Annotated in this window: 11 protein-coding genes and 3 pseudogenes; 5 read left to right on the top strand and 9 right to left on the bottom strand. The window is 60.8% G+C overall.

Going from position 1 to position 13,341, the window contains the following annotated elements; genetic code table 11:
• Positions 1-49: 49 nt before the first annotated feature.
• The 6 genes and pseudogenes from PCQ86_RS00340 to PCQ86_RS00365 all read right to left on the bottom strand — a co-directional run bounded on the left by PCQ86_RS00340 (position 50) and on the right by PCQ86_RS00365 (position 4,786).
• The gene (locus PCQ86_RS00340; protein ID WP_003056142.1) at positions 50-277 is read right to left on the bottom strand and encodes an EexN family lipoprotein; all 228 of its coding nucleotides are present in this window, start codon (positions 275-277) and stop codon (positions 50-52) included.
• A 25-nt stretch (positions 278-302) separates the two neighbouring features.
• Complete coding sequence (locus PCQ86_RS00345; RefSeq protein WP_270174592.1) at positions 303-1,217, bottom strand: LysR family transcriptional regulator; 915 nt, start codon at positions 1,215-1,217, stop codon at positions 303-305.
• 42 nt (positions 1,218-1,259) lie between these two features.
• Positions 1,260-1,587 (bottom strand): annotated as a pseudogene (locus PCQ86_RS00350) (diacylglycerol kinase).
• A gap of 47 nt (positions 1,588-1,634) precedes the next feature.
• A complete protein-coding gene (locus tag PCQ86_RS00355; RefSeq protein ID WP_270174593.1) occupies positions 1,635-3,122 on the bottom strand; it encodes a phosphoethanolamine transferase in 1,488 nt (495 codons plus the stop codon).
• Between the two features lie 70 nt (positions 3,123-3,192).
• Positions 3,193-3,947, bottom strand: a protein-coding gene (locus PCQ86_RS00360; RefSeq protein ID WP_270174594.1) for an IS5 family transposase whose coding sequence is annotated in 2 segments (ribosomal slippage) — positions 3,193-3,614 and positions 3,614-3,947 — 756 coding nt in all. Because the reading frame shifts where the segments join, the coding sequence is not laid out codon by codon here.
• A gap of 182 nt (positions 3,948-4,129) precedes the next feature.
• On the bottom strand, positions 4,130-4,786 hold the full coding sequence (locus PCQ86_RS00365; protein ID WP_270174595.1) for a phosphatase PAP2 family protein: 657 nt from the start codon (positions 4,784-4,786) through the stop codon (positions 4,130-4,132).
• 111 nt (positions 4,787-4,897) lie between these two features.
• Here PCQ86_RS00365 and PCQ86_RS00370 point away from each other — a divergent pair.
• From PCQ86_RS00370 to PCQ86_RS00390, 5 genes and pseudogenes are all read left to right on the top strand, one after another.
• A pseudogene (locus tag PCQ86_RS00370) lies at positions 4,898-5,584 on the top strand (IS5 family transposase); the annotation flags it as partial.
• A gap of 126 nt (positions 5,585-5,710) precedes the next feature.
• The gene (gene istA, locus PCQ86_RS00375; protein ID WP_270174596.1) at positions 5,711-7,231 is read left to right on the top strand and encodes an IS21 family transposase; all 1,521 of its coding nucleotides are present in this window, start codon (positions 5,711-5,713) and stop codon (positions 7,229-7,231) included.
• Complete coding sequence (gene istB, locus PCQ86_RS00380; protein WP_270174597.1) at positions 7,224-8,015, top strand: IS21-like element helper ATPase IstB; 792 nt, start codon at positions 7,224-7,226, stop codon at positions 8,013-8,015. The genes istA and istB overlap by 8 nt, the downstream gene beginning before the upstream one ends.
• A 106-nt stretch (positions 8,016-8,121) precedes the next feature.
• A pseudogene (locus PCQ86_RS00385) lies at positions 8,122-8,400 on the top strand (transposase); the annotation flags it as partial.
• A complete protein-coding gene (locus tag PCQ86_RS00390) occupies positions 8,397-8,525 on the top strand; it encodes a hypothetical protein (protein WP_255352815.1) in 129 nt (42 codons plus the stop codon). The pseudogene PCQ86_RS00385 and the gene PCQ86_RS00390, both read left to right, overlap by 4 nt.
• A 102-nt stretch (positions 8,526-8,627) precedes the next feature.
• Here PCQ86_RS00390 and PCQ86_RS00395 read toward each other — a convergent pair whose 3' ends face one another.
• From PCQ86_RS00395 to PCQ86_RS00405, 3 genes are read right to left on the bottom strand one after another with little or no spacing between them, the layout of a single operon-like run.
• Positions 8,628-9,926, bottom strand: coding sequence for a TolC family protein (locus PCQ86_RS00395; protein ID WP_270174598.1), 1,299 nt, complete (start codon positions 9,924-9,926; stop codon positions 8,628-8,630).
• Positions 9,923-10,243: a DUF3240 family protein gene (locus tag PCQ86_RS00400; protein ID WP_003056157.1), complete on the bottom strand. Its 321-nt coding sequence runs from the start codon at positions 10,241-10,243 to the stop codon at positions 9,923-9,925. The genes PCQ86_RS00395 and PCQ86_RS00400 overlap by 4 nt, the downstream gene beginning before the upstream one ends.
• A complete protein-coding gene (locus PCQ86_RS00405) occupies positions 10,240-13,335 on the bottom strand; it encodes an efflux RND transporter permease subunit (RefSeq protein ID WP_270174599.1) in 3,096 nt (1,031 codons plus the stop codon). The genes PCQ86_RS00400 and PCQ86_RS00405 overlap by 4 nt, the downstream gene beginning before the upstream one ends.
• Positions 13,336-13,341 lie beyond the last annotated feature (6 nt).

Genomic DNA, 13,341 nt, shown 5'->3' on the forward strand with positions numbered 1-13,341 from the left:
AGTGAGGTGTCAGCGAGAACTTTGTCGCTGCGAAGCGACTACAACAGAGCTATTTGGACTTCTGCTCAGGTCGGTCACCGAAGAAACGCCGATTGGCGGCTTCGGCAGCACGGCGGCAAAGTTCATCACCGACTTTTGTGCGATCTTCCTTGCATTGCCGTTGAATCTCCTTGATGCGCTCGGGATGCGCCGCGAGGAAATCCACGGTTTCCGAAGGTTGAGACGAGCCACATGCGGTCAGTGCGACGGTCAGCATCAGTAGCATCACTCTGTTCATGATTCCAGTCCTTTCGTCGGATGGTTCAGGCATCGTCGGCAGCGTCGATACCGTCTGCCGAATCAATGAAGGCCACACGCTCGATGAACCGAGCCAGCATCTCGGACGGCTCCGCATCGCGGCGTAGCAGATAGGTCGTAAGCATGTATGGCTTGCCTGCCAAGCGGCGGGCCACGACACCCGGCTCGCGGCTGGAGGCGATATGCGCCTCGCCCGCTAGGCCCAAAGCCAGGCCAGCGGAAACCAGCGTCATCATCACGTCGAAGGTTACCACGCGCTGCGCAATCAGCGGCTCCTGATCGAGCTTGCGCAGAAAACGATCGATCTGCCGCGCGTGGCCTTCGCAGACCGCCGGGTCGCCCAGTGCCAACGGATAGCGCAGCACTTCTTTCAGCGGAACCTGTTTGAAGGCGAGCACGGGATGGCGGGCTGGCACCGCTACCATCAGTTCATCTTCCCAAGCAGGTGTGACCAAGATACCATCGCCTCCATCCTCTGCCATCGAAAAACCTACGTCATACAGATCTTCATGCAAACCCTTGATCTGCAGCCCGAGCGGCACCTCAAACAGACGCATCTCAACTTCAGGGTCCTCTTCACGGCATCGCGCCAGCAAAGTTGACAATCGTGTGGGTGTTACACCATCAGACAAGGCAATGCGTAACTGGCCTAAAAATCCGTTGGTGGCAGACTTGACGCCATCACGGGCCTGATCCAATGCGGTAAAAATGCGCGGGACATGCTCCAAAAGCTGTCGCCCGGCACGGGTTAGTTGAGTGCTTCGGGTAGTACGAATGAATAAACGAGCACCAAGTTCCTCTTCTAATTCTTTGATAGTGCGTGAAAGTGGAGATTGGTCGATATGTAGTCGTTCAGCGGCGCGAGCGAAATGAAGTTCCTCCGCAACGATGAGAAAGCAGCGAAGATGTCGAAGCTCCATTGTGCTCACTCCACTTTAATTCGTCTAATTTCATTTGCGCGGCTAATTAATCAGCCTTTGCCAGAGTGCTGACAGCCAAACCCCCCCAGTCAGCAAAGTGGCTAACAGCACGGCAGCGCTTCCCATGTCCTTTGCACGCTTTGATAGCTCATGCCATTGAGGGCCAATACGATCAATCGCCGATTCCACAGCAGTATTGAGTAGCTCCACAATCATCAAAATAAGGATACTTCCTGAGAGAAGAGCGACTTCGACCCATCCCTGCCCCAACCTTCCATCCAGCGCGCAATCCCTGAATTGAGTAATGGGACGCATGCCAAATTCTCAATATTCCTCGGCGAGATTTTTGTTTATTTTCGAATGCGGACATGGAATCAGCTGCGATTGTGTGTTTTTTATCTTTCATGAGAACAACTCTTATATATTCTTATCATCACAGCCAAAGAAAAAATCGAAATTCCTATCGTACTCACTTGTTTTAACCTGCATTAGCCCCAAGACAGACGAAAACAATGCGTCGTGATTCGCATAAGAGCGGGCTCGCTCACTCAAACAGCCAATATTCAGCCCTCGACTTTGAGTAAACGTTGAAGAGAACCACATAACCAAAGGAACACGAGTCTGCTCTTGTGGAGCAATCGCATAAGGCATGCCGTGCAGAAAAAGTCCCTTCTCGCCCAGGGATTCGCCGTGATCCGAGACGAATATCATAGCTGTGTCGTAGTCGGAAAGGCCCTGCAATTTTTTAATGACTTGGGTTAGGAAATGATCTGTGTAGAGAATAGCGTTGTCGTAGCTATTCACAATCTGTTCGCGGGTGCATTTCCCCATTTCCGGTGTGTCGCATGTTGGGATGAATTTTCGATACGCTGCTGGGTATCGTTGAAAGTAGCTGGGGCCATGATTTCCAAGCTGGTGCAAAAAAATCACACGATCACCGGGATTTTTGCGAGCCTGAGCTGGTAAGTCTTCAAGCAAAATCTCATCGAAACACCGACCATCAACGCATAAAGAGGAACTTTGTGCATTCCCTAGGCTTTGATATTCGAGACCATCGCACACCCCTTTGCAACCTGACTGGTTATCTCTCCATAAGGTGGTAATACCGGCGCGCTCCAGAACATGCAGTAAGGATTGGTGTGAGCGAATCTTGTCTTCATCGTAGTTTCGGCGACCAAAGGACGAGGACATGCAAGGCACAGAAACCTCGGTATTAGTTCCACAGGAGTGCATGTCGGAGAAATTGATCACACCCATCTGAGTCAATTGAGGCGTTGTTTCGCGTGCATAGCCGTTCAATCCCCAGTTTTGGGCGCGAGCCGTCTCGCCTACGACAAAGACTAATAAACGTGGCCGACTGCCTTCGGGCCTGACTGTTGCAACGGCATCAGCTCCAATGGGTATTTTTTCGGCGGACTGCGTGATAGAGGAACCTGTCAGTGCCTTCGGCAAACCCACCAGATAGTTTCCCGGTGTAATCAAGTATCGCACTTCGCGATGATTTCTCATCAGTGCGGACATGTCCTGAAATGACAGCATGACACCGCCCGAAATCATCAGTGTCGAAAACAGCATCAATCCCATACGCCACACGGTTGCTTTCAGCCAAGTACGCCCGAGCAATCGGATTCGCCAAAGAAAAATAATCGGAACTACTGCCAGTAGGCTTAGTGGAGCAATCAATGCAGGCGTCAGTAGCTCGCGACTTTCCTTGAAGTCTGTGGCTAGAACATTGCGCAACATGCTCGAATCGAGGTAGATATGAAAGCTGCGCATGTAATGTGTTGCGAGGGCAGAGGCAACAAAAAGCACCGCAAGTAAAACCTTGGCATTCCAGCGCCACACAACCAAACTCAACAGCAGACTGTGAATTCCCACCAGAAACAGCAGTACGGATGTACCCATGCGTAAGCTGGACTGGACGCCTAAGGCGCTACTCCAAAATAGACCATTGCAGGCTAGGGGCTGTTGAGAATCACCGAGAGTTGATAACCCCAGCCGCGAGATAGATCATCGCTGCGAAGCTGGTATCCGTCTTGTCGCTACGCATGGCGATGCGCTTGAACTCCTTGAGCTTGCCAAAGAAGTTCTCGATCAAGTGACGCCATTTGTAGATCTCCCGGTCAATCTCCAGTGGCGCTCTCCTTCGCGGCATCTGTGAGATCACCACCTGCGCCCCGCGCTTGTCCAACTCCTGGATCAGCCAGTTCACATCGAAGGCCTTGTCGGCGAGCAAGGCTTCAAAGCGCACATCAGCGATCAGCTCTTTGACCCCTTTGGTGTCATGGCGCTGCCCTGGCATCAAGACGAACTTCACCAGATTGCCCAACGCATCCGTCAGCGCCAGGATCTTCGTGCTCATGCCTGCGCGCGAATGGCCTATGGCTTGGCCCGAAGTCCCCCTTTTGCCCCCTGGCCGTGCCGGTGCACTTTCACAATCGTGGCATCCACCATCGCATATTCCATGTCCGGCTGCTCGCTCACTGCATCGAACAGACGTTGGAACACATCGGCCTTAACCCAGTCTCTAAAGCGTTTGAACACCGTGTTCCACTTGCCGAACTCTGGCGGCAGGTCTCGCCAAGGGCTGCCTGTGCGGGCTATCCACAGCACTGCCTCAACGAAGCGGCGGTTGTCGGTGCCGCTGCGCCCCGGATCACTTGGCTTGCCAAGGCAGTGCGGCTCCATCTTGGCCCATTGCTCGTCTGTCAGTACCCATCGAATGCTCATGCTCCTATTGCATCACATCCATTCACGCCTCTCAGATTGATTCTCAACAGACCCTAGTGCAAAGAAAATACTGGTCATCAAGATCAGCCACTCGACGCTGCATTGTGGTCGCCAATGGCTTAGGTCCTTGAGGTTTGCAGTTCTGAATCGCGGCATCAGACCGAGAGCCTGTTTGAAAGTTCTCATGCTTGGAACCCCGATGAATAGACATCGCCTGAGCCATCAACAAACCAGCGTTGCCAGACCATGAAAAGACCCAAGGCAACGACCCAACAAATCAGGAGCGTCCACAAGTCATGGGAAAGGAAGTGGGCTCCGCGCACCTGCTGGGTCCATCCAAAGATGGCACCTATCATCAAACTTGCAGCCAAGGCCATCCAACGCCAGGCAGGACGAACCATCAAGGTAAAGAAATATAGGCTGACCCATGCATATCCGGCACTTGCATGCCCTGCGGGAAAGCACACACCGCGCGGCATACCGGGCGGGCGTGTTTCAAACAGGCCCACAAACACTCGCGCTCCGCCATAGCGCACCAAGTTCCAGGGGCAATCCATGTTAGTGAACGATTTCAGCGCCGAAACCGTCAGTGCCCCGATCAAGTACGCACAAAAAAGATACAGTAGCGGCCAGCGTAGGTATGCCGAGCATTTGTTGCTACGTTTTTTTCTCCAAGCCCAGATGCACGTTGCTGCAACCGCAATTGCCAGGAAGGTGGAAAGATTCTTCCCACCACGATGCAGCAGGTTGCTGGTTAGCCAGGCATCCCGCAAAGCCCATCGGCTGCCCTGCAAGCGATAGAGATGATCGGCGACCCAGAAGTCCCCACCGCCATCCATCAATAGACTGCTGATGATCAGCGCCGCACCCGCTGGTAGCGCTAAGGAAATCCTGCAAAACCCCGAACGCAGTCTGCTAGAAGCCAGGAAGTCATGGCATCCTCCCCGCCCATGAAGCAAAGCAGCCTTGACCTGAAACTGAGCACCAAAAAGACCCGCAAGCAAGAACTGCTGATCCAGATGGATTTGGTGGTTCCCTGGGCTGCTCTGGTCGAACTCATTGCGCCCTATTACCCCGAAGGCAAGAACGGCCGCCCACCCTTTGCCCTGGAGACCATGCTGCGCATCCACTGCATGCAGCAGTGGTTCACCCTGTCAGATCTGGCGATGGAAGAGGCCTTCTTTGACACCCCGATCTACCGGGAGTTTGCAAGTCTTGATGCCCATGGGAGGGTGCCTGACGAGAGCACCATCCTGAGGTTTCGTCATCGGCTGGAGAAACACAAGCTGGCCGAGCAGATTCTGGCCACTGTCAACGAGCTTCTGGCAGCCCAGGGCTTGCTGCTCAAGGCAGGCACTGCGGTCGATGCCACACTGATCGCAGCGCCTAGCTCTACCAAGAACAAGGACAGAAAGCGCGATCCAGAGATGCATTCGAGCCAAAAGGGCAACGAATGGCACTTTGGCATGAAGGCCCATATCGGCGTGGATGCGGACTCGGGACTCGTGCATACCGTCATAGGCACCTCGGGTAACGTGGCCGACGTTGTAGAGGGCAACAGCTTGCTGCACGGGCAGGAGACAGACGGGTTTGGTGATGCGGGCTACCAAGGTATCGACAAGCGCCCGGATGCCAAGGAGTGTTGGCGCCGACTGAAATTTGACCCACCCGTGAGGGCCCTGCCGATCCAAATTTGACCCAGGTGTTCAACCTACCCTGCCCGAGATATCCACAGCTGGGCGGGGGTGTGAGGAGTGATCACCATGGTCATGATTGGCAAGGTCTTGCGGATGCACCACCGCGAGAAGAAGTCGGTGCGGGAGATCGCCAAGGCGACGAGCCTGGCAAGGAACACGGTGCGCAAGTACCTGAGGCTGGGCAAGGCCGAGCAGCCCCGGTACCGCCGGCCGGCGGTGCCGACCAAGCTGGCGCCGTATGTCGAGCAATTGGAGCAGGCGCTGCGGGCCGATGTGCGGCGGCCCAAGAAGGAGCGACGCAGCGCCAAGGCGCTTCTGGAGCAGTTGAAGGCTGCGGGCTACGACGGTGGGTACAGCCGACTGACCGACTACATCCGCGCCTGGCGCGCGGCCCAGGGCGGCGCGGCCGTGGGCGATGCCTACGTGCCGCTGAGCTTCGAGCTTGGTGAGGCCTTCCAGTTCGACTGGAGCGAGGAGCCGCTGGTCATTGGCGGCGTGTACCAGCGGCTGCAGGTGGCGCACATGAAGCTGTGCGCCAGCCGGGCCTTCTGGCTGGTGGCATACCCCAGCCAGGGCCACGAGATGCTGTTCGACGCCCACACCCGCGGCTTCGCGGCCCTGGGCGGCGTGGCGCGCCGAGGCATCTACGACAACATGAAGACCGCCGTAGATCGTGTTGGCCGCGGCAAGCACCGTGACGTCAATAGCCGCTTCGCGGCGCTGTGCGCGCACTACCTCTTCGACCCGGACTTCTGCAACGTCGCCTCGGGCTGGGAGAAGGGTGTCGTCGAGAAGAACGTGCAGGACAGCCGGCGGCGCATCTGGCTGGCCGCGCGGGAGCAGCGCTTCGGGTCCTTGGAGGAGCTCAACGCCTGGTTGGGCGAGCGTTGCAAGGCGCTGTGGGCTGAACTACGCCACCCCGAGCACAAGGCCTTCAGCGTGGCGGAGATGCTGGAGCTGGAGCGCAGCCACCTGATGCCCAAGCCCGTGGACTTCGACGGCTATGTGCAGGACGTCTCTCGCGTGAGCAGCACCTGTCTGGTCACCGTGGCCCGCAACCGCTACTCGGTGCCCTGCGAACTGGCCCGGCAGACGGTCAGCACCCGGCTGTATCCGCAGCGCGTGGTGATCGTTGCCGACGAGCGCGTGGTGGCCGAACACTTGCGGCTTACCGGCAAGGGGCGCACGGCCTACGACTGGCAGCACTACGTGCCACTGGTCCAGCGCAAGCCTGGGGCGCTGCGCAACGGCGCGCCGTTCGTGGACCTGCCCGAGCCACTGGCCAGGCTGCGCCAGGCCTTGCTTCGCCACGCGGGCGGCGACCGGCTGATGGCGCAAGTGCTGGCGCTGAGCAGCACGGCCGGGCTGGACGAGGTGCTGGTGGCGGCCGAGCTGGCGCTGGAGCGAGCGGGGCCTGGCGGGCGGATCAGCCCGGAGCATGTGGCCAATGTACTGGCACGGCTCATGGCGCCCGAGAGACCGCCCAACGTCGCCACGCCACTGAGCACGACCACACCCGTGCAGGCTGACCCGGGCCGCTACGACCGGCTGCGCCGGCTGGCTGAGCAGGAGGCCGACCATGGCTGACGTCATTGCAGAGCTGAAGGCGCTGCGCCTGCACGGCATGGCCGCCACCTGGGCCGAGCTCGGTGAGCAACGCAGCGCCGAAGTCGAGCGCTCGCGCTGGCTGCTGGAGCACATGCTGCAGGCCGAGGCCAGCGACCGCGCCACACGGTCGGTGCAGCACCAGATGAGCAGTGCCAAGTTCCCGGTACACCGCGACCTGGCCAGCTTCGACTTCGAAGTGTCGCCGGTGGACCGCAAACTCGTCACGCAGTTGGCCACTTGCGAGTTCACGGCCGCGGCGCACAACGTGGTGCTGGTGGGTGGCCCCGGCACGGGCAAGACCCACCTGGCCACGGCCATCGGCGTGGCGGGCATCGGCACGATGGCCAAGCGAGTGCGGTTCTACAGCACGGTGGACTTGGTCAACGCGCTGGAGCGGGAGAAGGCCGAGGGCAAGGCCGGGCGCCTCGCGGCCAGCCTGCTGCGGCTGGACCTCGTGATCCTCGATGAACTGGGCTACCTGCCGTTCAGCCAGGCCGGCGGTGCCTTGCTGTTCCATCTGATGTCCAAGCTCTACGAGCACACCAGCGTCGTCATCACGACCAACCTGGACTTCGCGGAGTGGAGCACCGTCTTCGGCGACGCCAAGATGACCACGGCGCTGCTGGACCGGCTCACGCACCACTGCCACATCGTGGAGACTGGCAACGAGAGCTACCGCGTCACCCAGGCCACAGCGGCCACGCGCAAACGCATCAAGGCCAGGGAGCAGGAGCGGCGCAGCAAGGGCGACGAGGCGGGCTGAACAAGCTCTGCGCTACAGTTGTCCACAGCCGGCATCAGCCGATGCCGGCCCCAAGCCCTGGGTCAAAGTTCAATCGGCAGGGTGGGTCAAATTTAGATCGGATGCCAAGGAGGCAGTGCGGTGGCACATCGCGATGCGCCCAGGCAAACGCAGAGCGCTGGACAAAGAGAACAACCCCGTTGACGCGCTGATAGACCAAGTGGAGAAGATCAAGGCGAGCATCCGTGCCAAGGTGGAGCATCCCTTCAGGGTGATCAAACGACAGTTTGGATACACCAAGGTGCGCTACCGGGGATTGAAGAAGAACACGTTGCAGCTCAAGACGCTGTTTGCGCTGTCCAATCTTTGGATGGTGCGCCATCAATTGCTGGAGGCGCAGGGATGAGTGCCCCTGAAATCAGGCAAATGGCCGCAAAGGCGGTGCAGATGGCCCGCAAGGGCGTGGAAAGTGGTGCGAAGACCCAGGCTAAACGCCATCCATCGCACTATCTGAAACCGGTGACCTTGTAGCACTTACGCATTCGAGTTATTCAGGGCATCCCTAAATGAGTGATTAAGAATCGAGGTGCGAATGGTGCGTTGGATAGTGGGGCGTTGCCCAGTAGTCGGGATTCATTGAGGGGCATCGGCATGTGCCTCCTTCGAATGCCACAGCGCATGCGCATCGATACGCACCAGTGCTGACGCTTGCAGCGCATCGATGCGAGCCTGTGCCTCACCGAGGCGTGTCTGGTGCAGGTTTCGCAACGTCAAGAGGTATTCGGCCAAGGGGGCCTCTCCCAGTTCCCAAGCTCGCCGCGTGCGGTTGCTGGCCGTGGTCTGCGCGGCCAGCGCCTGCGCGAATGACTGCCACTGCGTGCGCTTACTTTCAGCTGCCTGCGCGGCTACCCACGCACTTTGCTCCACCGCGCGCCGCACGCCGAGCGCCTCTGCCTCTGCGGCAGCTGCGTTGGCGCTTTCCGTGGCAGCCATTGCACTGCGATAGTCAGTGCCAAATGGCACCGTCAGGACAACGCCAATGACACGTTCCGTCCCACCGCGTTCAGACATCATCCGTACCCCGACTGTGGGGTCGGGCGTGCGGTTGGCGCGAGCTCGCTCGGCCACCTTGGCAAGGCGAGCCGCCTCTCCATCGGCAATGCCGATTTCGACGCTTTGTCGCACAATTCGCGCCAGCCACTCCTGTACCCCGCCCGGCAAAGGATCGGGATCTGGCAGCGTGGATGGCCGCGCGGGAATCTCAATGCCGGGGAACTCAATCACCAACGTCTGTCGTGCTGCCCGTTCTGCATCGCGCGCAGCGCTAACCTGGGCTGCAAGCATCGCGCGTTCGGCTTGCAGAACGTCGCTGTCCCGCTGCGCTGCATCGCCCAGGGCCACGCGGCGGGCCATTGCTTCCTGCTCACGAATAAGCAACTTTTCCTGCGCTTGCATCTCGTCAGCCACGATGAAACTGCGCAGCCATCCGGCCCAGACTTCCAACAGTCGCCTTGCCATTTGGAGCTCGGCATCTTCAAGGCGCATATCGGCCACCCTACGGGTGCGGCTGCCGATGTCCCGATCTATACGCGCCTTGTTTGGCAAGCGAACAGCACGGCTGAGCTGGATTTCCCATTCGTTGTAGCGACGCGCTTCGTTGGTCACGTTGCGACGTTGTAGGCCACTACTGAGTTCAAATTCGTGGCTACCGGCTTCAAGGGCGCTTTGCGTGGCGGCCGCCGCGTCCAAGCGAGCGGCTGCGGCATTCACGACCGGCTGGATTTTTATCGCCGCTTCGACTTGCGCCTGCGCAGGCAGCCACGAAAGATCATCGGCGCGCGCTTGCGCGGGATGAAATGTCAAAACCGCGATAGCCACCATGACGGCACCAGCCGGTAGTACCAGGCTGCATCCTTTGTTTTTACTCGTCATACCAGTCTTCCACTTGCCAACACCGACTCCACCCACCAGCGGACATCGCTAGACGCGATGCGCTGGCGCAGATGCGCCAGGACCTGTTCCAGTTGTTCGTATTCGATCAACACCCAGATGACGCGCCGATCCACACGGCCGCGAACCTTCTCGCGAATGGACGCGCGCGCGAAGTCGCCGGTATGCCCTTCGGCGTGCAACAGGGTGAACCCTGGCAGCACCGGGTCGGCCATCAGGGCATCGGTGACGGCGTCTTCGAGCGTGGGTGGAAACACCAGATTCAGGCGCACCAGTTGCGCTTCTTTCAATCCGTTCATGCGTGGACTCCTTGTTGTGAGGAGATGGCCTGGCCGAATCGCCGGTACAGCACCGGCAGCAGGACCAGGGTCAGCGCCGTGGAACTGACCAGTCCGCCAATCACCACGATGGCGAGTGGGCGCTGGATCTCAGAGCCAGGGCCACTGGCCAGCAGCAGGGGCACCAGGCCAAAGGCGGTGATGGAAGCCGTCATCAGCACGGGGCGCAGCCGTCGCAGCGAACCTTCGCGCACCACCTGTTCCATGGGCAGGCCTAGCGCGTGCAGGTGGTTGAAGTGCGTCACCAGCACCAATCCGTTGAGCACGGCGATGCCCAGCAGCGCGATGAAGCCGACCGAAGCAGGCACCGACAGGTACTGCCCCGACAGCCACAGCGCCGCCACGCCGCCGACCATGGCAAACGGCACGTTGCCGAGGATGAGCGCGGCCTGCCGCACCGAGCCGAAGGTCATGAACAGCACGAAGAAAATCAGCCCCAGGGCCACCGGCACCACCATGCCTAGGCGGGCCGCTGCACGTTGCTGGTTCTCAAACTGCCCGCCCCATTCGACGCGGTAGCCGGGCGGCAGCGGCACGTCGCGCGCCACGGCGGCGCGCGCTTCATCTACGAAGCCGACCAGATCGCGCCCGCTCACGCTGGACTGGATCAGCGCGAAGCGCGAACCGTTCTCGCGCCGCACCAGCACGGGGCCATCAGTGGTGGCGATGCGCGCCAGCGAGGTCAAGGGGATTTCGCCCTGATCGCCTCGGGCGAGCTGCAAGTCCTTGAACCGCTCGGCCGATCCGCGCAGCCGGGCATCCCCGCGCACCACGATGGGCGTGCGCCTGTCCGGCTCGATCACCAGCCCGGCCGGCACGCCTTCGAGCTGCGCGCGCAGCTCGTCCTGAACCTGCGTCACGGCCAGTCCGGCGCGACCGGCCGCCTGCGCATCCACCTTCACCTGCAGGTATTCCACGCTGTCGCTGGCCTGGGTGAGCACGTCGCGCGCACCGGGCACTTTCTCGATGCGAGCGGCCATGCGCTGCGCCAGATCGCCCAGCGTTTGCAGATCAGGGCCGAACAGCTTGACGGCCACGTCGCCCCGGCTGCCGGTGAGCATTTCCGAGATGCGCATCTCGATGGGCTGGGTAAAGCCGAATTCCAGGCCGGGGAAGGCATCCATCACCTTGCGTATCTCGGCACTCAACGCGTCCTTGTCGGCTGCATGCCAATCCTTGCGCGGTGCGAGCTGCATGAACAGGTCGGTTTCGTTCAGGCCCATCGGGTCGAGCCCCAGCTCGTCGGAGCCCACCCGCCCGATGCTGTGCCGCACCTCGGGCACCGCCGCACCGATGGCCTTCTGCACTGCCAGGTCAATCTCCAGCGAGCGCTGCAACCCAATGGACGGCGGCTTTTGCAGTTGCAGCAGGATATCGCCCTCGTCCATCGTCGGCATGAACGCCTTGCCCGTGCCGAGGTAGGCCACCACACCCAATGCCAGGGCCGCGATGGCGACCGCCGATGCGCGTAGCGGGTGGTGAAGCGCAGCCTCCAGCAGCGGTTGGTACAGGCGCGTGGCCCAGCGCATCACCCACGGCTCGGTGTGCGTGTGTTCCTTGAGCAGCAGCGAGGCCAGCACCGGCACCAGCGTGAGCGACAGCAGCAGCGAGACGCCCAGGGCGAACACGATGGTCAGCGCCACCGGCACAAACAGTTTGCCTTCCAACCCTTGCAGAGTGAGCAGGGGCATGAAGGTCAGACAGATGATGAGGATGCCCGAGGCCACAGGCATGGCGACCTCGCGCGCCGCGGCGAATATGCGGTGCAGGCGCGGCTGGTGCGCACTGGGCGCGTGCGGGTCGAGCCGACTGACGGCGTTTTCCACCACCACCACGGCAGCATCCACCAGCATGCCGATGGCGATTGCGAGCCCACCCAGGCTCATCAGGTTGGCGCTCATGCCGACAAGGCGCATCAGCAAGAAGGTACCCAGCGCCGCCAAAGGCACCATCACCGCCACCACCAGCGCGGCGCGAAGCTCGCCGAGGAACAGAAGCAGCAGGATGACGACCAGTACCGTCGCTTCCAGCAAGGCGCTTTCCACCGTGCCCACGGCGCGCTCAATCAGCGTGCTGCGGTCATAGAACGGCACCACCTTGACGCCGGGCGGCAGGCTGGGAGCCACCTCGTCCAGCCGGGCGCGGATGGCCTTCACGAGCGCCGAAGCATCGGCCCCGCGCAGCGCCACCACGATGCCTTCCACCGCTTCGCCCGCGCCGTCCCGGGTGACGGCGCCATAGCGCGTCACGCCTTCGATGCGCACCTGGGCCACGTCGCCCAGGCGAACTGGGGCCGTGCCATTGGCCCCCGCGCGCAGGATCAGACGGGATAAATCGTCCAAAGTGTGGATCGCGCCTTCAGCGCGCACGATCAGCGTGTCCTCGCCCGCATCCAGGCGGCCTGCGCCGTCGTTGCGGTTGTTACGACTGATCGCCGTGATGACGTCCGAGAAGCCGAGGCCCGCAGCGGAAAGCCGCGCGCGGTCAGGCACCACGGCAAAGCTCTTGGCTTCGCCGCCCAGCACGTTGACATCGGCAACGCCGGGCAGCGTGCGCAGGGCCGGGCGCAGCGTCCAGTCCAGCAGGGCGCGCCGCTCGCTCAGCGTGAGGCTGCCGCCTTCGATGGTGAACATGAACACGTCTGACAGCGGCGTCGAAATCGGTGCCAGCCCGCCGCTGACGCCGTCGGGCAGACTGCCCGAAACACCTGCATAGCGTTCGGCCACCTGTTGGCGTGCCCAGTAGATGTCGCTGCCTTCGGCGAAGTCCAGCGTGATGTCGGCGATGGCGTACTTGGCCGTGGAGCGCAGCATCACGCCCCGCGGCACGCCGAGCAACTCCATCTCCAGCGGCGTGATCACGCGCGACTCCACCTCCTCGGGCGTCATGCCAGGGGCCTTGATAATCAGCTTGACCTGCGTGGGGGAAATATCCGGATAGGCGTCGATCGGCAGTTGCAGGAAGGCCGCCAGGCCCGCACCCGCCAAAGCCAGCACGCCAAGCAGTACCAGCGCACGTTGGCGCAGGGAAAATTCAATCAGACGGGACAACATGCGTGG

The organism is Diaphorobacter sp. ED-3 (assembly GCF_027625375.1).
GTDB lineage: Bacteria > Pseudomonadota > Gammaproteobacteria > Burkholderiales > Burkholderiaceae_C > Diaphorobacter > Diaphorobacter nitroreducens.

Bases quoted from the DNA above. Each gene is read 5' to 3' on its own strand.
- PCQ86_RS00405 (WP_270174599.1), bottom strand. From the start codon at position 13,335: ATGTTGTCCCGTCTGATTGAATTTTCCCTGCGCCAACGTGCGCTGGTA.
- PCQ86_RS00365 (WP_270174595.1), bottom strand. From the start codon at position 4,786: ATGGATGGCGGTGGGGACTTCTGGGTCGCCGATCATCTCTATCGCTTG.
- PCQ86_RS00395 (WP_270174598.1), bottom strand. From the start codon at position 9,926: ATGACGAGTAAAAACAAAGGATGCAGCCTGGTACTACCGGCTGGTGCC.
- PCQ86_RS00390 (WP_255352815.1), top strand. From the start codon at position 8,397: ATGAGTGCCCCTGAAATCAGGCAAATGGCCGCAAAGGCGGTGCAGATG.
- PCQ86_RS00340 (WP_003056142.1), bottom strand. From the start codon at position 277: ATGAACAGAGTGATGCTACTGATGCTGACCGTCGCACTGACCGCATGT.
- istB (WP_270174597.1), top strand. From the start codon at position 7,224: ATGGCTGACGTCATTGCAGAGCTGAAGGCGCTGCGCCTGCACGGCATG.
- PCQ86_RS00355 (WP_270174593.1), bottom strand. From the start codon at position 3,122: ATGGGTACATCCGTACTGCTGTTTCTGGTGGGAATTCACAGTCTGCTG.
- istA (WP_270174596.1), top strand. From the start codon at position 5,711: ATGGTCATGATTGGCAAGGTCTTGCGGATGCACCACCGCGAGAAGAAG.
- PCQ86_RS00400 (WP_003056157.1), bottom strand. From the start codon at position 10,243: ATGAACGGATTGAAAGAAGCGCAACTGGTGCGCCTGAATCTGGTGTTT.
- PCQ86_RS00345 (WP_270174592.1), bottom strand. From the start codon at position 1,217: ATGGAGCTTCGACATCTTCGCTGCTTTCTCATCGTTGCGGAGGAACTT.